General features: G+C 48.7%; 16 protein-coding genes. 9 read left to right on the top strand and 7 right to left on the bottom strand.

Features of this window, described 5'->3' with window-relative positions; translation table 11 throughout:
- Window positions 1-402 precede the first annotated feature (402 nt).
- The 9 genes from AC4G46_RS16805 (at window position 403) to AC4G46_RS16765 (ending at window position 13,905) form a co-directional block, all read left to right on the top strand.
- Window positions 403-2,043: a spore germination protein gene (locus AC4G46_RS16805; RefSeq protein WP_491123739.1), complete on the top strand. Its 1,641-nt coding sequence runs from the start codon at window positions 403-405 to the stop codon at window positions 2,041-2,043.
- A 2-nt stretch (window positions 2,044-2,045) separates the two neighbouring features.
- The gene (locus tag AC4G46_RS16800; RefSeq protein ID WP_491123738.1) at window positions 2,046-3,272 is read left to right on the top strand and encodes a Ger(x)C family spore germination protein; all 1,227 of its coding nucleotides are present in this window, start codon (window positions 2,046-2,048) and stop codon (window positions 3,270-3,272) included.
- Window positions 3,273-3,302: 30 nt separating this feature from the next.
- The gene (locus AC4G46_RS16795; RefSeq protein WP_491123737.1) at window positions 3,303-4,403 is read left to right on the top strand and encodes a GerAB/ArcD/ProY family transporter; all 1,101 of its coding nucleotides are present in this window, start codon (window positions 3,303-3,305) and stop codon (window positions 4,401-4,403) included.
- A gap of 87 nt (window positions 4,404-4,490) precedes the next feature.
- Entirely contained in the window at window positions 4,491-5,708 is a 1,218-nt protein-coding gene (locus AC4G46_RS16790) for an NAD(P)/FAD-dependent oxidoreductase (protein WP_491123736.1), read from the top strand.
- Window positions 5,709-5,932: 224 nt separating this feature from the next.
- Complete coding sequence (locus AC4G46_RS16785) at window positions 5,933-7,231, top strand: MFS transporter (protein ID WP_491123735.1); 1,299 nt, start codon at window positions 5,933-5,935, stop codon at window positions 7,229-7,231.
- Window positions 7,232-7,415: 184 nt separating this feature from the next.
- Window positions 7,416-9,707 (top strand): hypothetical protein, encoded by a 2,292-nt coding sequence (locus AC4G46_RS16780; protein ID WP_491123734.1) that lies wholly within the window; start codon window positions 7,416-7,418, stop codon window positions 9,705-9,707.
- 25 nt (window positions 9,708-9,732) lie between these two features.
- Window positions 9,733-11,376: a response regulator gene (locus AC4G46_RS16775; RefSeq protein WP_491123733.1), complete on the top strand. Its 1,644-nt coding sequence runs from the start codon at window positions 9,733-9,735 to the stop codon at window positions 11,374-11,376.
- A gap of 74 nt (window positions 11,377-11,450) precedes the next feature.
- The gene (locus AC4G46_RS16770; protein ID WP_491123732.1) at window positions 11,451-12,464 is read left to right on the top strand and encodes a HEAT repeat domain-containing protein; all 1,014 of its coding nucleotides are present in this window, start codon (window positions 11,451-11,453) and stop codon (window positions 12,462-12,464) included.
- Window positions 12,445-13,905 (top strand): glycosyltransferase family 2 protein, encoded by a 1,461-nt coding sequence (locus tag AC4G46_RS16765; protein ID WP_491123731.1) that lies wholly within the window; start codon window positions 12,445-12,447, stop codon window positions 13,903-13,905. The genes AC4G46_RS16770 and AC4G46_RS16765 overlap by 20 nt, the downstream gene beginning before the upstream one ends.
- A 45-nt stretch (window positions 13,906-13,950) precedes the next feature.
- On the opposite strand, the gene AC4G46_RS16760 is transcribed toward AC4G46_RS16765, so the two are convergent.
- The 7 genes from AC4G46_RS16760 to AC4G46_RS16730 all read right to left on the bottom strand — a co-directional run bounded on the left by AC4G46_RS16760 (window position 13,951) and on the right by AC4G46_RS16730 (window position 20,143).
- Window positions 13,951-14,235 carry a hypothetical protein gene (locus AC4G46_RS16760; protein ID WP_491123730.1) on the bottom strand — a complete coding sequence of 95 codons (285 nt, stop codon included), beginning with the start codon at window positions 14,233-14,235 and terminating at the stop codon, window positions 13,951-13,953.
- A gap of 118 nt (window positions 14,236-14,353) precedes the next feature.
- Entirely contained in the window at window positions 14,354-14,713 is a 360-nt protein-coding gene (gene mnhG / locus AC4G46_RS16755) for a monovalent cation/H(+) antiporter subunit G (RefSeq protein ID WP_491123729.1), read from the bottom strand.
- A complete protein-coding gene (locus tag AC4G46_RS16750) occupies window positions 14,703-14,996 on the bottom strand; it encodes a Na(+)/H(+) antiporter subunit F1 (RefSeq protein WP_491123728.1) in 294 nt (97 codons plus the stop codon). Before AC4G46_RS16750 ends, mnhG begins: the two co-directional genes overlap by 11 nt.
- Window positions 14,996-15,478 (bottom strand): Na+/H+ antiporter subunit E, encoded by a 483-nt coding sequence (locus AC4G46_RS16745; protein ID WP_491123727.1) that lies wholly within the window; start codon window positions 15,476-15,478, stop codon window positions 14,996-14,998. Before AC4G46_RS16745 ends, AC4G46_RS16750 begins: the two co-directional genes overlap by 1 nt.
- A 5-nt stretch (window positions 15,479-15,483) precedes the next feature.
- Entirely contained in the window at window positions 15,484-16,962 is a 1,479-nt protein-coding gene (locus tag AC4G46_RS16740; RefSeq protein ID WP_491123726.1) for a Na+/H+ antiporter subunit D, read from the bottom strand.
- Entirely contained in the window at window positions 16,959-17,291 is a 333-nt protein-coding gene (locus tag AC4G46_RS16735) for a Na(+)/H(+) antiporter subunit C (protein WP_491123725.1), read from the bottom strand. The genes AC4G46_RS16740 and AC4G46_RS16735 overlap by 4 nt, the downstream gene beginning before the upstream one ends.
- Window positions 17,279-20,143: a Na+/H+ antiporter subunit A gene (locus AC4G46_RS16730; protein ID WP_491123724.1), complete on the bottom strand. Its 2,865-nt coding sequence runs from the start codon at window positions 20,141-20,143 to the stop codon at window positions 17,279-17,281. Before AC4G46_RS16730 ends, AC4G46_RS16735 begins: the two co-directional genes overlap by 13 nt.
- Window positions 20,144-20,170 lie beyond the last annotated feature (27 nt).

Genomic DNA, 20,170 nt, shown 5'->3' with positions numbered 1-20,170 from the left:
GGGACACCAGCACGGCTGCTTCAACAGGGTCAGAGGTGTTAATACGTGTCGTGTTCTTCGTACCCTATCCAAGGTGTAGATACCGCGGTTGTCACTGAAATATTCTCTGCTCCCTGTTCAGTCCCTTTATCGCCAATTTAGCAGCCTGCAAGAATGGTACTCAGCGCTACTGTTAAGCTGACAATGACTATTCCTTTTCTCATAACATATCCTCCGTAGGTTTTCGTTTGTTTAACTGCTTCATACTTTACTTTAAATTTGTGTGGAATTTGTGTAGTGACAAAATAATTAATCATTATTATCAAATTGGATTGATGTAAATCTATCCTGCTGAACTGCATAAAAAAACCATTTGAAACAAAGATTAACGATTATAAGCAAGTATTTAAGAAGGTGTGGCTCATGTTCATCAAATGGATGAAGCAGATTTTTAAACCAGCCAGAAGTGTCACAAAAAAACAAAAGCAACATCAGGGCGAGACTCCTGAAAAAAAGGACCGGCACGATTTGCCTTCATCTTTTGAGCAGAATGTCGGAATGTTGAAGTCCAAGTTCGGAAAAAGTCCGGATTTTATCCTGAGTGAACTGGTGAAACCTAATGGCCTCACTCTTTCGGCTGCCGTCTGCTATATAGACGGGTTGGTTGATGCAGTCTTGCTTCCTGATTTAATCAGTGCTGTTATCCATGTGCTGGAGAATGAAGATCGCGTGCAGGATGCGACGAGAAGCGCATCAGAATTTAAATCAAGGATACCCATGGGCAATGTTCAATCGCTGTCTACCGAAGAGGAGATTATGCGGGCGATCCTGGCCGGAAACGTGCTGATTCTGCTGGAAAATAATGATTGGATGCTAGGCGTCGGCATTTCGGGAGGTGTCCGCCGTTCAGTTGAAGAACCAACCTCGCAGACGGTTATCCGCGGCCCCAAGGAGGGCTTCACAGAAGAGCTGTCTACTAATCTTTCCCTGCTCAGACGTAAGCTAAAAACCCCGGCCCTGAAGTTTGAACAACATATCATCGGGACCTATACACAGACACGGGTTGTCGTTGCTTATTTGGATGGGATCGCAAGGCCTGAAGTAGTGGAAGAAGTAAATACGCGCCTGAAGGCAATTGATACAGACAGCATTCTGGAAAGTGGTTACATAGAGGAATTTATTCAGGATGCCGCGATAACTCCCTTCCCGACCATACTCAATACGGAACGCCCGGACACCTTAGCCGGCAGCCTGCTGGACGGTATGGTAGGTATTCTGGTTGACGGTACACCGTTTGTATTGATAGCACCGGTCACCTTTTTTAACTTCTTTCATTCGAGTGAAGATTATTATCAGCGGTATGATATCTCGACCTTCCTGCGGGCCATCCGTTTCGTATCTTTTTTTGTAGCCCTGCTTATGCCCTCTCTTTATATAGCTGTAACTACTTTTCAGCAGGAGATGATACCCACTACCCTGCTGATTACGCTTGCAGGGCAACGGGAAGGTACGCCTCTTCCTGCATTATTTGAGGCTCTGGCAATGGAGCTGATTTTTGAGGTTATCCGGGAAGCAGGTGTCCGGATGCCCCGGGTGATCGGGCCTGCGATTTCGATTGTCGGCGCACTGGTACTGGGGCAGGCTGCCGTTCAGGCAGGCTTGGTATCCAGTGCAATGGTTATTGTGGTTTCATTTACGGCAATAGCCAACTTTGTTATTCCTAGCATCAATATGGCCTCTGCGGTGCGGCTAATGCGTTTTGTATTGATGCTCCTTGCCGGTACCTTCGGCCTGTTCGGCATTCTGGCAGGCCTTATACCATTGCTGGCCCATCTAGTCTCTTTACGGTCGTTTGGAGTGAATTATTTTATGCCCTATGCTCCTTACTTCAAATCCAATATGAAGGATTTGCTTCTGCGTGTACCTTGGTGGGCAATGAAGACCCGTCCCAACCAGAAGTCGGGACGCAATACATTTAGGCAGGCTCCGAATCAATACCCGACAAGTTCGGATGAGGCCGGGGTTTATCAAGCGGAGGACAAACCTCAGAACAAGGGGAACTAATCATGTCAGTAACTCTTCGAACAAGCTGGATCCTTCTTGCCGCAATGCTCCTGTTAAATGGCTGCGGCAAGGCTAACGAGCTGAACGATCTTAGTATCGTCACGGGATCGGGTGTAGACGGTACAGAAGGAAACTTTACGGTCACTTACCAGGTCAGCGTCGCATCTGCGAATGCATCGGCAGCCGGAGGAACGTCAGGCGGGGGGCAAAGCGGGGTTCATGTCTTTTCGACCAAAGGAAAAACGATACGGGATACCGTATTTATGAGCGCGGTGGAGCATCCGCGAAAGCTCTATTTTGCCCATAATAATGTACTGGTTATCAGCAAGGAAACAGCAGAGTCGGGGATCAGTCCTATTCTGGATTCCTACTTTCGTAATCCGGAATCCAGGGAGATGGTCGATGTTATGGTGACAAATGGGAAAGCTAGGGACATTCTGACCAAGAACGTCCCTCCTGAGCAGCTGCCCGGACAAGCCATCGCCAAAATTGTTGAAAAACAGCAGATATTAGTCTCTTATTACCCGGCAACAACGGTTTTTGATCTCGCTTTGGGGATCACTTCGGAATCTCAGGCAGCCAGTGTGCCTGAAATAGGGGTAGCCGGAGAAAATCCGGAATCGCTGGAATCGGCCGGGGCTATTACCAGAACGTCTCAGGATGCCAAGGTCAGAATGACGGGACTGGTTATTTTTAAAGGGGATCGGCTTGCAGGAAGAATGAATCTGAAGGAAAGTCTGGGCCTCTCTTGGTTAACCAATCGTGTCAAAGGTACTGTGCTGTCATTCCCGAACCCCGATGCTCGTGAAGAGGCAGAACTGTCCGCCGTGAGGATATTCAAGGCCAAAGTCAAGGTTACTCCCGTGAAAGGACCGGTACACTATACCGTCAAAGTGAAAGCTGAAGTCAATGGTGAACTCACAGAAACCACAACAGATGAGGATCTCACCGATACAGCCGGCATCAATAAGCTCAAACATGCTATAGAAGAGGTTATTTTGGAGCAGATGCAAATGGGCTGGGAAGCAGCCAAAGCAATGAAGGTTGATGTTCTGGGGATTGGCAACCGGATACATGAACGGAACCCGAAGGAATGGGATAAGCTAAAGCCCGTCTGGGATGAAGAATTAGCCAGGATGGATATGCAGGCAGAGGTAACAATGACGGTAGTCCGGACACGGATGTTCCTTGACTCATTCAGGCATTTGTTGAAGATAGCAGAGAAATAGCCCCATCCGTGGAACAGAAAGGAGCCGAAAATGAACAGCAAGTCTCCTACCCGGGCCTCCGAAATAGCAGCTACGTTTGCTTTGTTTGAGATAGGAAGTACAAGCTTATTCCTTATCGGTGGTGAAGTGAGGCAAGACGCGTGGTTGTCCATGCTGATCGCAGCCTCGGCAGGTCTTCTGCTTCTTCTGATTCACTTAACCTTACACAGGATTGAGCCTCAACTAGATTTGTTTCAGATTATACAGCGTTATTCCGGTAAGTTCATCGGAGGTCTTATTAGTCTGGGTTTCATCGGCTATTTCATTTTGGAGGCGTCAAGAAACCTGCGGGATATCGCAGAAGTAACCATATTGACATTGCTTCCGGGTACTCCGCTCTGGTCAGTAATCCTGATTATAGTTCTTGTTGTAACTAACACGGTTCGATACGGTCCGCAAACGTTGTTCCTGATGTGCATCGTATTATTCCCAGTAATAGTCATCGGATATTTCGTCATCCTGATTCTGCTGGCAGCTACCGGCCTGCTGCAATTCCATTTTATGCTGCCCATTCTTGAACATGGATGGAAGCCAGTCTTCAAAGCGGCAATACCTGGTATTCTCTCTTTTCCCTTCGGCCAGGTCGTGGTCTTTCTGGTGTTTTATCCAATGGCGGCTACCAGACGCGGGATGAACAAAATGATTCTGCTGACGTATTGTGGAATCAGTCTGTTTCTTATCCTTTTTAATCAAATCAATATTCTGGTTCTTGGACCTGTTCTGGCCACAAACAGTTCTCTTCCTTTACTTCAAGCCGTTCAGTTGATTCAGATGTCAGAGGTACTTGAGAGAATTGATCCTTTATTTACACTGATCCTGTTTCTGAGCCTTGGGGTTAAATTGGCTACTTTCCTAAACGCAGCGGTAATCGGCATCAGCAGGGTTATAGGATTAAAACACAGACCATCTTCGGCGCTGATTGGGGTGAGCACCTACTTTTTGGCCTTTATGTCGCCGACATATACGGAATTCATCAAAGTAGGCAGAGAAATCGCCGTAAAATATTGGTGGCCGATTTTTCAAATATTGTTGCCTGTCCTGCTGCTGATCGTGATGATTATCCGTAAACAAAGAAAAAAAGGTATTAACTGATGTATTCCATGAACTTGGATTGTTGTTGCATCGAGTCGCCGTAAAATGTCCATACTAAGTGTCTAATATTATTAAGGGAGTCTTGATATGGATCTGCAAAGTGGCAAATTGTACTGGCCGGCAACGGTGGTTAACCCCCCATCATATCCTAAGCTCGAAGAGAACATAACCTGTGATGTACTGATTATTGGTGCTGGCAGCTCCGGAGCTCAATGTGCCGATATTCTTTGTGAACAAGGAATGTCCGTTGTTATAGTTGATAAAAGAAAAGCCGGAGAAGGCAGCACCAGCTCCAATACAGCTCTGATTCAATATGCCGGAGAGAAAAGTTTTGTATCTCTTGCCCACTCTTTTGGTGAAGAAGCTGCCGCGCGTCATCTAAAACTATGTGAGCAGTCCATTAACGATATTGAGCGGATTAGCCGCCAGTTACCCGTTGATCCGGATTTTATCAGACGGGACAGCCTGTATTATGCAAGCGGTAAGGAGGATATTGCCGACTTGACTGAGGAACATGCACTCCTTCGGAAATACGGGTTCAAAGTGGATTTGTGGGATGCCGGGCAGATTGCCGGTCTCTATCCTTTTAAAAAAGAGGCTGCGCTATATTATCATGATGACGCCGAGATGAACCCGCTTAAATTTGTATATGGGCTGCTTGAGAAAGTGAAGTCACACGGAGGATTGATTTTTGAAAATACAGAAATAACAGGCAGACGTTTTGAACAGGATCATGCCCTGTTTTATACAAAAGAACACCGTGAAATCCGGGCCAGATACGTTATTATTGCAGCCGGTTATGAAGACAGTGGCTTTAAAACCGAAAAAAATGCTACGCTGGCCAGCTCCTATGCCGTCATCACAAAGCCGGTCGCTGATTTTACAGGCTGGCATAAAAGAACCTTGATATGGGAAACCGCACGCCCCTATGTCTATATGCGTACGACTCCGGATAACCGGATTATTATTGGAGGCATGGATAAGGATACATCCTTCGCCCAAACAAGAGATTCCAAAATTCTTGCAAGCAAGGATAATCTCCTTACGGCGTTTAACAACCTTTTTCCGGATATTCAGGCCATACCGGAATATTATTTGGGGGCCTTTTACGGAGGAACGCATGACGGAATGCCAATTATCGGCCAGTACGAAGCCTATCCCCATTGTTACATGATTATGGCTTATGGTGATAATGGAACCGTATATAACGGAGTGTTAGCTAAGATTGTTGCTGACCAGATTCTGTCGGGCGCAAGCCCGGATTTAGATCTCTACCTGCAGACCAGGCCGCTTGCTGCAAAATAATAACACGTGAACAAGTCCCCGCATGTTAAAATAAAACAGAATTTACTTTTGGGTGAATTTAACTTCAAACGAAAAGAAGGGATATCCTTATGCGGCTATGCAGAGGTATAGCTCCGTGCAAAGTCTGAAACGGACGTAACTGCACGGAGCGGATCTGAGTTCGTCCGTTTTGGCTTTGCACTTTCATTGAATCATAAGAATTCAATTGAAAGAGGAGCAAAGTCATGATAAAAAAATGCAAAACTACCTTCCGGGAGCTTCGAACCTTCCTGATTTTATGGCTGACACAGTCATTTTCTTCACTGGGCAGCGCAATGACTGCCTTCGCACTGGTGATCTGGTCTTATCAGCAGCACGGCTCAGCGCTTGTCACGTCGCTTTTGACCATCTGTTCCTATGCCCCCTATGTCCTGCTAAGCATCTTCGCAGGTGCACTCAGCGACAGATGGGATAAGAAGAACACTATTCTGCTCAGTGACAGCTTTGCGGCACTTTGTACCGTATCGGTCTTTATTCTGCTCAGCACGGATAAGCTTCAGATTTGGCATCTTTATTTAATCAATACCTTGAACGGACTAATGAACACTGTCCAGCAGCCAGCCTCGGATGTATCCATCAGCCTGTTAGCTCCGGCAAAGCACTATCAGAAGGTTAGCGGAATGCGATCCTTATCCAATTCGCTGGTCACTATTTTAACGCCTGTACTCGCCACTGCACTGCTTTCTTTTACAAGTATACGGGTTGTTATCCTGTTTGATCTCATTACCTTTGGTACGGCATTTGTTGCGTTGTTATGCTTCGTAAAAATCCCTCAAGTTACGAACCGGAGCAGTACCGGAAGCACGACGATATTACAATCCGCAAAAAGCGGTCTGCAGTATCTCTTGGACAACCGAGGAATACTGGATTTGATCCTTTTTTTGGCCGTGATCAATTTTACAGCCTCCATCTTCAATGCTGCCCTGCCCGCAATGATCCTTTCACGTGCCGGCGGCGGAGAGTTCGCACTAGGTATGGTCAATATGGTTACCGGGTTAGCCATGATGGCAGGAAGCATCCTCGTTGCCATCCTCCCGCCGCCAAAGAGCCGGGTCCGGGTCATATGCAATTGCCTGCTATTCTCCATGAGTACCGAGAATTTTATGCTCGCATTCGGCAGGAGTACACCTCTATGGTGTCTAGGTGCTATCCTTGGATGGGTTTTTATCCCGGTTATGAGCGCTAATATGGATGTGCTTTTTCGGACAAAAATCCCTATTGAGATGCAGGGGCGCGTCTATTCTGCCAGAAACACCTTACAGTTTTTCACCATCCCTTTGGGGTACCTGTGCGGCGGATTTCTGGTAGACAAAGTGTTTGAACCGTTTATGGCTGTACAATCCATGGACAGTGTGTATATTGCACTGGTCGGAGCCGGAAAAGGCTCGGGAGCAGCCCTGCTGTTTCTTGTAATCGGAATTTTTGGTGCGCTATCCTGCCTTCCGTTTCGGGCTGACAGGAATATCTGGAAATTAGAAGAATAGCTGTATTTATACAAAAGCGCCGGGAGCCTCAACAGCTACCCGGTGCTTTTTGGTATTCTTTTCCGTCCACTAAAGACTTCACTCCCTCCCGATTGAAGGTGCTTTATCATCCTGTTAAGGTTGCTGGACCAGTATTAACGTGTTAGTTTTATATTGAATAAGTAAAATTTGGAGGTTTAATGGATTGAAGAAACTAGCAGTGATAGGGACACTCCTTCTGCTTATAGCCGTGGCAACCTTTGTGCTTTTGCGTGACTGGAAAACAACTGAGATGGAGGGCGGCGGGGACATTACAAATGTAATTACACCTTATGAGCGTGCAGGCACCTTCTACACAGCCCAAATTACAGGGAACCGCCTTCAGGTTTATGAGAAGAATGCCTGGAAGGATATGCAGATTAAAGGGGTTAATATCGGGATGGCCAAGCCCGGAACGTGGCCCGGAGAAGGCGGAATTACAGAGGAGGAATACTACCGCTGGCTGGAAATGATCTCAGCTATGAACGCCAATGTAATACGGGTCTATACACTGCATCCTCCAGGTTTTTATAACGCGCTGAAACGGTTTAATGACACGCATGAGTCGAAGCTGTATGTGATGCACGGTGTATGGATTGAAGAAGAAACGCTGAGTTCGACAATGGACGCCTTTCAACCGGACAACCGCGAGCCTTTTATGCAGGATATCGAGACCCTGATTAATGTGATTCATGGAAATGCAGAAATTCCGGCCCGGCCCGGTCATGCCAGCGGCAGTTACAAGGCTGATATTTCTCCATATGTGGCCGCCTGGATCCTGGGAATCGAATGGGACCCTGCCATGGTGAATCAGACGAATCTTGTGAATGCAGGCATGGGTGATTATGCGGGAAAATATGTTTTTACGGAGAGCGCAGCCCCTTTTGAAAACTGGCTTGCCGGTATGTTCGACCATACACTGGATTATGAACTGGCACAATATCAATGGCAGCGCCCTATCAGCTTTACCAACTGGGTGACGACGGATCTCCTGGATCATCCGGCCGAGCCCTCCGATACAGAGGATCTGGTGTCAGTCAACCCGAATGTGATTCATTTAAAAGAAGACATTTATACGGGCCAGTTCGCTTCCTATCACGTGTATCCCTATTATCCGGAATTTATGAATTATGAGCCTGCTTATCTGGAATACAAAGATCAGCGCGGGCAACCGAATAATTATGCGGCTTACCTGAACGATCTCAAGAACGCCAACAAGCTGCCCGTTCTTATTGCCGAGTTCGGTGTGCCCAGCTCCAGAGGATTAACGCATGAGAACCCCTTCGGTATGAACCAGGGCTTCCTTTCCGAAGAAGACCAGGGCAAGATCAATGCCGGCTTATATGAGGATATTGTTTACGCAGGCATGATGGGCGGACTGGTGTTCACTTGGCAGGATGAATGGTTCAAGCGCACCTGGAACACGATGGATTTGGATAACCCGGACAGACGGCCCTATTGGTCCAATGCCCAGACTAACGAGCAGCAGTTCGGCCTGTTAAGCTTCGACAGGCTGAAAATCCGTGTGGACGGCAGCACTGAGGATTGGGAAGCAAGTGAAACTCCGCCTCTCTACGAGAAGGAAGCAGGACCGCTTCAGCCAGACGCTGACGGCCAGGATGAACTGCGGACATTAAGCAAGGTATATGCCAATCATGATGAACGTTATCTTTATTTGCGGCTGGACTACAAGAACATGGATACAAGTAATCCCTTTAAGGCGATGAATACATTAATTGCATTTAATACCCTTCAAGGGCAAGGCAATATGGCTCTGCCGAACCAGACCGGAGTCACGGCTCAGGAAGGCATAGACTTCGTGGTTCAGCTTCAAGGGGAGGATACCTCACGGGTCATCGTAGACAGCTACTATGATTTGTTCCAGTTTCAGTACGGAGACCAGCTTGTAGAAGCGCTATCCTACCCAATCGAAAAAAACAGCGGCCGCTTCCACCCTATCCGGCTCGCGCTGAACAGAAAAACAACCATTCCCTCCACAGGAGAAGAATTGCCTTTTACCTACTATGAGACCGGGAAGCTCAAGCACGGCAACGGGAACCCTGAGTCGGAGAATTATAACTCGCTGGCTGATTTCTATGTGAACCCGGATAAGGCTATGATCGAGCTGCGGCTGCCCTGGTCCCTCCTTAATGTGAAGGATCCCAGTACGCTTGAGATTCAAGGAGACGTGTGGAACGGAGGCATGCAGAGCAGCAGCATTATTGATGGCATAGATATAGCCGTGATAACCTATAAACCCGGTGCTGACGGTAACGCTGCGCCTCTGGGGACCGCCTCCGGCACCTTGCGGGTAGCAGACTCTTTTCCGCAGACCGGCAATGACGGCAAGCTCGGCAGTATGTCCCGTTACAGATGGGAATCCTGGGATCTCCCGCAGTCCACGGAAAGACTGAAGAAATCATATGATGTGATACAGGAACTCTTCAAAAAAGAGTAAACAAGAGAGGAGAACGAACCTGCTCATGGACAAGTTTCAACAAATGTTTCTCAGGAAAATGCAAGAAAAGCTTGGGGTTTTAGCCACCGCCTCCTCTGCACCTGAGGGTGAAATCTATCGTCTGATTCATTCCATTAAAGGTACGGCCGGAACAATCGGGCTCTCTGAATGGTCAGCTGCTGCAGAGAACCTGACCGGACAGCTGCGGGATGGATCAGAACAGGAATGGTCAGCTGATGAATTGAACGTGCTGCTCAAGCCACTATATATTCTTCTTCCCCGTGAAGGGGCTGAGGGTGACTTGGCATTAGGAACAGTTGTAGAGCAGCCGGAACCTATACTTCATACAACAGTATCCGGCGACACCCTGAAATTAAGCCTGATTGTGATTATTGACGACGATCCGGACATGCTTAGAGTGCTGAAAGAAACGCTGGAAACGTATGGCTGGATGGTTATGGCCACCTCCCTGCCCTCCAAAGCACTGGAATGGTGTTATGATCTGGAGCCGGATTGTGTCATTCTAGATATCGTTCTGGAGAACAGCAGCGGGTTTGAACTGCTGGACAACATTCGCAGCCGCTGCGAGGAACGATTGATTCCTACCGTACTTATGAGTGCCGGGAACGACAAAGAAACACGGATGCGGAGCTATGCCTCTGGAGCAGATGATTTCATAGCCAAGCCGTTTGAGCTTGATGAGTTCGCGGCCCGGATCGGCAGGCAGCTCGCCAGACGTCTAAGACTGACTTCCATGCTGATGCTTGATGAGCTGACAGGTGCCTATAACAGCCGTTTCTTCAGACAAGAGCTGGAGCGCTGGCGCAGTGCTTCATCAGCTGCAGGTTCACCCCTTAGCCTCACCGTTCTGGATATTGATCAGTTCCGTAAATGGAATGAGGGGGGGAACTATGATGAAGGCGATAAGCTACTCCGTTCCTTCTCTTCTTTTATCCGCTCCCGTCTGCGGGACCAGGATATTTGGGCAAGAGATCGCGCAGACCATTTTTTGCTGCTGCAGCCTGGCTTAACCGTTGAAGAAGCCGAGCATGAGGCCCGGCGTCTGATCCGGGAATTTGCCTCATATCAGCATCAAATGAATCCGCAATTGCCGCTTGCAGCGACATACTCGGCCGGTGTGACGGCAGTCAGCAGCGAATTGCCCGGCGAAAGAATTCTTGAACAGGCTGATATAGCTGTTGCTGCCTCCAAGGCAGCCGGCGGAGGAATCTGCACCCGGTATACCGAGAATCAATCAGGCCTCGTGCAGGAACAGCCTTTGCGTCTTGCTGTGATCGACGATGATGATCTGATCCGCAACCTGCTTGCCAAACAGCTCTCCGATCTCTCGGGGAATTACAATATGGAGATCCGCAAATTCAAGGACGGAGAAGAATTTTTCAGTGATCCGTGGCATTCCATGGGAGGACGGTATCTCCTGGTTCTGGACCGGATGATGCCTCGAATGAATGGCATGGAGGTTCTACGCAAGTTGCGCAGCGGTGCTGGACGCGGCGAATACACGATTCTGATGCTGACCGGAGTCAATGAGGAACGCGAGATTGCGGAAGCGATTCAGGCCGGAACAGATGATTACTTGACCAAACCCTTCAGTCTTGTTGAGCTTGAAGCCCGGGTTGTCAGGCTTTTGCGGGGGATGAACGGATGAACGGCCGTTTCGTATTTCTACTCCAGGTTGTACAAATAACGGGTCTCGTGCTGTTAATCCTGCTTGTCAGTCTCTTGATATACTTATCCGCGCGCAAAGCAATAAATAACAAGCATACCGACCGTTATAACCGCCGTCTCCAGCGGTTACTGGCTACGGACTCTGCATTGCAGGTCTTTCTGGAGACGGGGGAAGTCTCCCGTATCCTTAATGTCCGCAAAGACCGCCGTTCACCTGTTTACGAGGCGCTGCGTGTACGCCTGTCCATAAGCAGAACAGAGCATGAAAGAGCCCTGATTTACGAATATGCACGGAATCATTTTCATGATTACTATGCAAAACAGCTGAAGAATCGCCGGTGGAGTACGCGTGTCAATGCACTCTTGGAGCTGGAACTCTTTCAGATGGATACTATGCGGGCAGAACTGACAGAACTGCTGGGCAAAACGAAGCCCTTAGATACCGAGAGATTTCTGATCCTACGGATTTTTGCCAGCCTTCAGATGAAGGAGATTCTGCCCTATTTACAAGCTGAAGCCTCTTCCTTGTCCGATTCTCAGCTGCTTCAGCTGATATTGCCGCTTCAGCCCGTTTTGCAGGAGGTCATTCTGAATAAATTTCATGTGTACCCCTTAAGAGTTCAGTGCGCTGTGGTGGATGCCCTTCGGCTGCGCAATGAGCGCTCTGCTCTGGTACTGTCCCATCTGGAGTCACTGCTTGGCAGTGAGGAGCCTGACCTTCGGCTGCGTGCGGTCAATGCGATAGCAAACTTCGGATACATCAGTCCTGAAGGTGAAAGCAAGCTGCTTGCGCTCCTTCAGGCACAGACCGGTATTAGCTGGAATGAACGGCAGGCACTGGCCCGGCTGATGGGAAGCATTCGCGAGGAGCATTTTCTTCCGATCCTGCTGGAATTCCTGGGCGATGAATCGTATCCTGTCCGTCAGACCGCCAGTGATTCACTTTCCCGTTACAAATCAGGAGAAGAACAGCTGCAAAGCGCCGCTCTGCATCATCCGGACCGCTTTGCCAGAGAAATGGCGGAAGAAACGCTGGAAAGGAAACGATATGAAGGAGTCTTCCATTGAGCTTATATATAATGTCCTGGACAGTTTATCTTACGTGCTGGTGTTCTATGTTGCTTTTATAACGCTGGTCTACATTTCGCTGTTTATTATAGCAGCTGTAAAGCTGTTCCGGGAGAAGGATGTCAAGCCGATCCAGTATGACAAGATTCTAAGCAGTGAGCTGGCCCCTCCCCTATCCATTCTGGTTCCTGCTTATAACGAAGAATTAAATATAGTCTGGAGTGTACGCTCCCTCTTGGGGATCAATTACAAGCAGTTTGAAATTGTTGTCATTAACGATGGCTCCAAGGATTCAACGGCGCAAAGCTTGGTAACGGAATTTCAAATGGTGGAAATCAAAAGCAAGGTACAGTGGTCAGGCCTCGGAAGGGAAACCAAGCCTATCCGCGGCATCTACCGCTCTCTCCAGCATCATAATCTGGTACTCGTCGACAAGGAAAACGGCGGAAAAGCGGATGCCCTCAACGTGGGTATCAATGTATGCCAATACCCGTATTTTGCCTCGCTGGATGGCGATACCGTGCTCGATACGGATGCCTTCATTAAGGTGATGAAGCCTGTGATGGATGCGCTCCCCGGCGAAGAGATTGTGGCCACCGGAGGCAGCGTCGGCATAGCTAACGGGAGCTATGTCGACAGCGGCCATCTTAGCGGCGAGAATGTCCTGCTCTCCAGAAAACCGCTGGTTATCATGCAGGTTATCGAATATTTGCGGGCTTTTTTAATGGGACGTGTAGGTTTAAGCCGGTTCAATATTCTGCTTATTGTTTCAGGAGCTTTTGGCGTATTCAAGAAAGACTGGGTCATTGAAGCCGGCGGCTATGAGCCGGGAACGATTGGAGAGGACATGGAGCTGATTGTCAGGCTGCACCGGCGGATCAGGGAGAAAAAAAGCAAGGCGAGAATCGTATATGTACCGGATCCCGTCTGCTGGACGGAAGCGCCGGAGACTGTGAAGGTTCTTCACCGGCAGCGTACACGCTGGCACCGGGGCCTATTTGAAAGCCTGTGGAAGCACAAAGTGATGCTTTTAAATCCGCGCTACGGAAGAATCGGGATGGTCGCCATGCCCTATTTTGTATTCGTTGAACTGTTAGGCCCCGTAGTGGAGGTGCTCGGAATACTTACCGTGGTGCTGGGGTTATCACTCCAAGTGGTCAACACACAGCTCAGCCTGGCATTGTTTCTGGTGATGGTGATCTACGGTTCGCTGTTGTCCGTTGGGGCTGTATTGTTTGAGCAGTGGTGTGTTGGACGCTATAATAAGGTCGCCGATTTATTCCGGCTGTTCTTTTATGCGCTCTCGGAGGCCTTTTGGTTCCGTCCGCTCATGACAGCCTGGCGTTGTAAAGGACTCTTTCAAGCAGTGCGCGGCAAACAGCATCAGTGGGGAGATATGGTACGCGGAAATGTCATGAATTCCAAGAAGCCGGGTGCTTAAGATTAGATGCAGCAAAGCTTCATGCAAAAAAACGGCTACAGTTCCTCAAAAGGACTGTAGCCGTTTTTTCACCTCAGATATAAAGAATTCAGCATCGGATTCTATTGTATACGCATAGACCCCGTGTTTTGTATGCAAATAGAGTACGCCATGTCCTTGTCCGAGATCTTTGAATGAAATATCAAAAATCTCGTCAATTGGAAACTCGCGGTAAGCCGAAACAATCCGGTTTGAATAAAGACATAACGAGCGCCTGTGCATGATGATCTCGAGATTGTCTGCAGTGACGATACGTTCTACTTTATAGTAAGGCTGGGTGGCAATAATCATGAATATCCCTCCTGGCTGCCGGATGCGAATTTCAAGAGATCGTCCTGCCCGATGTTCCCGGGATTTCCCCAAAATACGCGGCTTCCCCGCTTTGCAAAAGAAACTCTGCGGCTTGAACTTATTTTACCGGCTTCTCCTGGTTCGGTTCGACTTTGGGAAGTAACTCATTTTGAACGCTGTCCTTCCATAATGGCACGCCTGAACGGTAGGCAGCCCGGCCATTCAAATGGCCTGCGACCGGCGAAGTGATAAATACGAACAAGATGGCGAGCAGCAGCTTTATGCTGACCGTTCCGTCTTTAAACCAAAAGTACAGAAAGCCGCCGCCAAGCAAACATAATACGCCGAAGGTTGCACTTTTGGTGGCAGCATGCGAGCGCAGATAAACATCGGGCAGCCGGACTAATCCGAAAGCGCTGATCGCACAGAAAACGGCACCAATCACCACCAGAATCGAGCTGAACAATTCACCTGTCATGCGGTCTCTCCCCTTCCTCTACAACGACACCCCGTTCAATATATCTGGCGAGAGCAGTTGTTCCAATAAACGTCAGAATACCGATCACCAGTATTACCTCCAGAAAATCCTGAGTATTCAACAGCATACACAGGACGGTTATCATGGCCAGTACATCAATCCCGATCGTATCCAATGCAGCAACCCTATCTGAACGGGTAGGCCCTTTCAGAAGACGGAACAGGCAGGCCAGCATCGCCAAGCCCAGAATAACCAATGACGCAGTTAACAGCGCGGATACCATCAGCGGGTCACCTCCAAAATCACTTGTTCGAAATTGTCTCTAATCTGCTTGGCCATCACCTCGGCATCTTTAATATCAATGGCATGAATGTATAACGTCTTTCCATCGCTTGACACATCCAGCGTCAGCGTTCCTGGAGTCAGGCAAATCAGGCAGGATAGCAGCGTGACTTCCCATTCCGAGGTTAAGGCAGTCTCGTAAGCAAATATACCGGGACGAATGGCCAGCTTCGGACGAAGAATATGACCAATCACCACAAAATTGGATATGGTCAATTCGCGGGCAAAGATCAGCAGAAGCTTCGTTATGGACCATAGACGTCTGATGTAGAACGGCCGGGTCTGTGGTCTGGATTTTCTGAATAACAGCAGCAGTACTATACCGAGCAAGTAACCAATAATGAAGCTGGAGCCAGTGTTATTGTTATTTATCGCCATCCAGAGAAAAGCAATTAACAGGTTAAACAAGAATTGTAAGGCCATCTCATCTACTCCTTCATCATTACGGCTTGAATGTACTCTGCAGGTGAAGCCAGAACATCACCGGCCTGCGATACAAAGGCATATAGAGGATCTGCACCGATTCCCATCGCAATGACAAGCACCAGCAGTCCGGCGGCGACAGCCGTAGCCCCTTTTAAGCTGACTGCGGGCCGATTGTTCCCCGGTTCATTTCCCCAGAATGCCAGCCTGAAGACCTTGATTAAGGAATACAGCACCATAAAGCTTGATCCGAGGCCTACAAGTGCCAGTGTCAGCATACCGGCATCCAAAGCCCCGCGGATAATTAACAGCTTGCCGGCAAAACCGCTTAGCGGCGGAATACCGACCAGGGCAAGAGCCAGTATAAAGAACATCCAGCCGAGGAGCGGATATTTCTTGATCATCCCGCCCATGCCGATTAACTGGTCTGTTCCCGCTGCAGTGATAATCAGTCCGCCAAGGATGAACAAGAGCGCTTTAGCCAGCATGTCGTGAAGCAGATAGAAGACGGCTCCGTCCAGCGCATCCTGCGTTCCGGCAGCAAGTCCAAAGGCCGCAAAACCTACACTGATAATGACGTTATAATTAAAAATACGCGGAATGTCCTTGTAGGCCACTGCCCCCAAGCTGCCCAGAATCATGGTAGCCGCAGCCATCCAGGCTATCAGGTTATGAGTAAGGTCCGTATCGTTTACAAACAGCAGCGTAAAAGTGCGGATGATCGCATAAAGTCCCACTTTAGTCAGCAATGCACCAAATAATGCCCTGATCGCCGGCGGAGGTGCGCTGTACGATCCCGGAAGCCAAAAGAACAGAAACAGACCGGCTTTCAGGGAAAACACAATTAAAAATAATACGGCGATGACGTTAATTACGCCGCCTTGGCCCGCTTCGGTAATACGCTGGGACAAATGTGCCATGTTGAGTGTGCCTACAGCGGCATAGAGATAGGCTACTGCCGCTACAAACAAGGTTGAGGATACTATATTGATAAGCAGGTATTTGGCCGTTTCTCTTAGCTGAAGCTTGGTCCCTCCCAGCGAAATGAGCGCATAAGAGGAAATCAGCATGACCTCAAAGAAGACGAACAGGTTGAAAATATCTCCTGTGAGGAACGAACCGTATACCCCAACCAGCAGAAAATGAAAAAACGTATAGTAATAATACTTTTCCCGCTTCTCTCCAATGCTGCTGAAGGAATAGAGCAATATGGCAAAGCTGACAAGCGAAGCCATCATCACAAGCAGTAAAGCGAACATATCCCCTACGAATATAATGCCGTAAGGAGGCGCCCAGCCCCCCATCTGTAAGGTCAGGATGCCGTCAGCATGTACACGGGTAACCAGAAGAACTGTAACAAGCATAGTAAGCAGACCGCTAACCACACTAACCCCCCGCTGAAGGCGTATCTTATCTTTGAAGAAAATCAGTATAACCGCCGTGCTCAAGGGAATAAGGATTGGCAGCACCAGCATATTGTTCATTCCTTTGCCTCCTTGATACTGTCGATATCTTCTGTACCCAGGGACTGATAAGAACGGTAAGCAAGTACGAAATAAAAGGCCGTTACCCCAAAGCTGATCACAATAGAAGTCAGAATCAGAGCCTGAGGCAGAGGATCAACGTAAGTATCCTCTTTTCCCAGTACGGGAGCTGCCCCCTTTTTGAGTCCGGCCATGGTGAGAAGCAGCAGGTGAACACCATGTGTCAGCAGGGAGGTTCCCAGTACGATTCGCAGCAGCGTTTTTGACAAAATCAGATAGACGCCTATACTAAAGAGAATCCCTATGGCCAGTGCCATTACGAGTTCCATCGTTTATCCCCTCCGATCGTTAAGATAATGTTCATCGCCACGCCTACCACTGCCAGATAGACGCCGAGGTCAAATAGCACGGCAGTCGCCAGCTCGACATCCCCAAGAATGGGCAGATGGAAGTGGCCGAAGGCATGACTTAAAAAAGGAGCGTTAAAAAGGAATGACCCTGAGGCTGTCAGAATAGCCAGCAGAAGTCCAGCTGCAGTAAGAACCCGGTAATTCACAGGAAATGCCTTGCGGACCTGATCCATGCCAAAAGCAATCATCATCAGAACAAGCGCAGCCGAAGTCATAAGTGCCCCTATAAAGCCTCCACCCGGATGGTTATGTCCGGCAAAAAACAGGTAAAAAGAGAACACCAGAATAATAATGATAATCCCCTTGGACATGGTCTTCAGGATGACATCGTTACTCCGCAATGGAACAGCCAGACGGGCTTCCCCCTGCCGCGGCTGCGTCTGATCCTCTTCCATTCTCAGGTTGATCAAACCGTAGATGCCCAGCGAGGCGATGCCGAGAACCATGATTTCAAACAAAGTATCAAATCCGCGGAAATCTACAAGGATGACGTTGACAACATTTTTCCCTCCTGCGAGGTTGTAGCTTTCCTTTAAGAAAAACTCGGAGATGGGTTGGAACGGACTGCTGCCCATTGCCGCCAGAGCAACAAGTGTTACCGTGACACCGACACCTATAGCAATTATCAGATTCGGCAGTTTAAAGCCTGCTCCTTCCTTCTGCTGCTTCAGCTTGGGCAAATAACGGAAACATAACAGGAACAGGATTACCGACACGGTTTCAATAATCATTTGAGTAAGTGCAAGATCCGGTGCCCGGAAAAGAACGAACAGCAGTGTCACCATGTATCCGACTCCGCCGGTGAACAGAATGGCGTTGACCCGTGACTTGGCAAAAGGAACGGCAAAGGCTGCCATAAGCATTACTGCTATAACGGCCAATTCATAAAAGGACAAATCCGCATAGTGTTCCATGCCAAAGCTGATTCCCGGTTCCCGCAGGAGGACAGCTAGCAGAGCGATAATAATAAAACTGAATATATAGAGCAGATAATGGCGGTTCGAGCCGGTCATATATGCATCAGTAATGCGTCTTGATCCCCGTTCCAATAGCTTGAGTGAAGCATCATACACCCTGTTAAGGGTATTACGTCCTCTGGCTTCGCGGTCCAGCACCCGCAACCGGGAATAGCCTTTGTACAGCAGCAAGCCGGCAACTATCACACCAAGAGTCATGAAGATCTCCGGTGTCCAGCCATGCCAGAAATGAATGGAGACCTCATATGCTTCCTCCGGAGCGAGAAGCCCGGTGTGAATGGATGCCATTGCCGGTTCAATAAGCGTGACAGAGACCAGTTCCGGGAAAAGGGCAAATACCAGTGTAAGAGAAACAAGGATCACCGGAGACAGTAAAAGACCAAGCGGTGCTTCATGCGGAACTTTGTCCAGCTTGTCTTTTTGAAGCTTACCGCCAAAGGTTTTGAATACGAGAATCATGCTGTATACAAAGGTGAACACACTGGCGATCCAGGCCATTACAGGAAATAGCTGCAGCCAGAACCCGGCGTTCAGAATATCAAATTCACGGATATTCAGTACGGAAGTAAGGAACATTTCTTTGCTGAGAAATCCGCTGAACGGCGGCAATCCTGCCATCGAGAACGCCCCCATCAGGGCAACTGAGAAGGTAACCGGCATGAGAGACATGAGTCCACCCAGCTTGCGGAGATCGCGGGTCCCCGTCTCATGGTCAATGATGCCTACCACCATGAACAGGCTGCCCTTGAATACGGCATGATTGATAAGGTGAAAAAGAGCGGCTGCGGTCGCCATGGTATAAAAAACCGCATCCTGCTTTCCTGCAAAAAAGCCGGCTGCAGACCCGAGCCCGAGCAAAGACATGATCAACCCCAGCTGGCTGATCGTCGAGTATGCGAGCAAGGCTTTAAGATCTGTCTGCCTTATAGCTTTAAATGACCCGTAAATGAGGGTAAGCAGTCCTGTTGCCGACACCAGCCAGAACCACTCCGACTGTCCCGCAAAGACAGGAGTAAGCCGGGCCACCAGGTAAATCCCTGCTTTAACCATTGTCGCCGAGTGAAGATATGCACTTACCGGAGTCGGAGCCTCCATCGCATCCGGCAGCCAGATATGAAACGGAAACTGGGCGGATTTCGTAAAGGCTCCCAGCAGAATAAGCAGCATAGCAGGAATAAACATAGCATTATCTGTCAAGGTCCCCGCTAGTAGAATAATCTCCCGGATACTGTAAGTGCCAGTCATTACATACAGCAGATTAAATCCGGCAAACATGGCCAGCCCGCCAAACACCGTGATCAGCATAGACTTCACTGCACCATAACCGGAGCGTTCCCGGCCGTACCAGAAGGCAATGAGTAAAAATGATGATATGCTCGTGAGTTCCCAGAACCCGTAGAGGACGATCAGATTATCTGAGAGCACAACCCCCAGCATTGCACCCATAAACATGAGCAGGTACACATAAAATCGCCGGATCCCCTCGGTCTGTTTATCCAGATAATAAATGGAGTACAGCACAACAAGGGCCCCCACACCGGTAATCAGCAGGACAAATATCAGGCTGAGGCCATCCAGAATCAGGGTAATATCGACTCCAAAGGACGGCATCCAGGAGATCGTGTTGATAATAGGCTCCCCCGCTCTGACAGCTGTAATCTTCAACAGGAAATACAGGAACAGAACCGCCGGAAGGGGCAGTACAAACCATCCCGGATGGAACCGCGTAGTTTGTCTAATTAATAGCATTAATACTGACAGCAAAAATGGAAGCAGAATCACAATATGCAGCACGGCTTAGTACCCCTTTCTATTACTCAT

The sequence above is a fragment of the Paenibacillus sp. fava2 genome (assembly GCF_058313675.1).
The sequence above is the reverse complement of the archived record's forward strand: the minus strand, read 5'-3'. Positions and strand labels throughout refer to the sequence as shown.

What these genes read in the sequence shown, in the direction of transcription:
- AC4G46_RS16805 (WP_491123739.1), top strand. Translation starts at nt 403, where the DNA reads ATGTTCATCAAATGGATGAAGCAGATTTTTAAACCAGCCAGAAGTGTC.
- AC4G46_RS16800 (WP_491123738.1), top strand. Translation starts at nt 2,046, where the DNA reads ATGTCAGTAACTCTTCGAACAAGCTGGATCCTTCTTGCCGCAATGCTC.
- AC4G46_RS16795 (WP_491123737.1), top strand. Translation starts at nt 3,303, where the DNA reads ATGAACAGCAAGTCTCCTACCCGGGCCTCCGAAATAGCAGCTACGTTT.
- AC4G46_RS16790 (WP_491123736.1), top strand. Translation starts at nt 4,491, where the DNA reads ATGGATCTGCAAAGTGGCAAATTGTACTGGCCGGCAACGGTGGTTAAC.
- AC4G46_RS16785 (WP_491123735.1), top strand. Translation starts at nt 5,933, where the DNA reads ATGATAAAAAAATGCAAAACTACCTTCCGGGAGCTTCGAACCTTCCTG.
- AC4G46_RS16775 (WP_491123733.1), top strand. Translation starts at nt 9,733, where the DNA reads ATGGACAAGTTTCAACAAATGTTTCTCAGGAAAATGCAAGAAAAGCTT.
- AC4G46_RS16765 (WP_491123731.1), top strand. Translation starts at nt 12,445, where the DNA reads ATGAAGGAGTCTTCCATTGAGCTTATATATAATGTCCTGGACAGTTTA.
- AC4G46_RS16760 (WP_491123730.1), bottom strand. Translation starts at nt 14,235, where the DNA reads ATGATTATTGCCACCCAGCCTTACTATAAAGTAGAACGTATCGTCACT.
- mnhG (WP_491123729.1), bottom strand. Translation starts at nt 14,713, where the DNA reads ATGACAGGTGAATTGTTCAGCTCGATTCTGGTGGTGATTGGTGCCGTT.
- AC4G46_RS16750 (WP_491123728.1), bottom strand. Translation starts at nt 14,996, where the DNA reads ATGGTATCCGCGCTGTTAACTGCGTCATTGGTTATTCTGGGCTTGGCG.
- AC4G46_RS16745 (WP_491123727.1), bottom strand. Translation starts at nt 15,478, where the DNA reads ATGGCCTTACAATTCTTGTTTAACCTGTTAATTGCTTTTCTCTGGATG.
- AC4G46_RS16740 (WP_491123726.1), bottom strand. Translation starts at nt 16,962, where the DNA reads ATGAACAATATGCTGGTGCTGCCAATCCTTATTCCCTTGAGCACGGCG.
- AC4G46_RS16735 (WP_491123725.1), bottom strand. Translation starts at nt 17,291, where the DNA reads ATGGAACTCGTAATGGCACTGGCCATAGGGATTCTCTTTAGTATAGGC.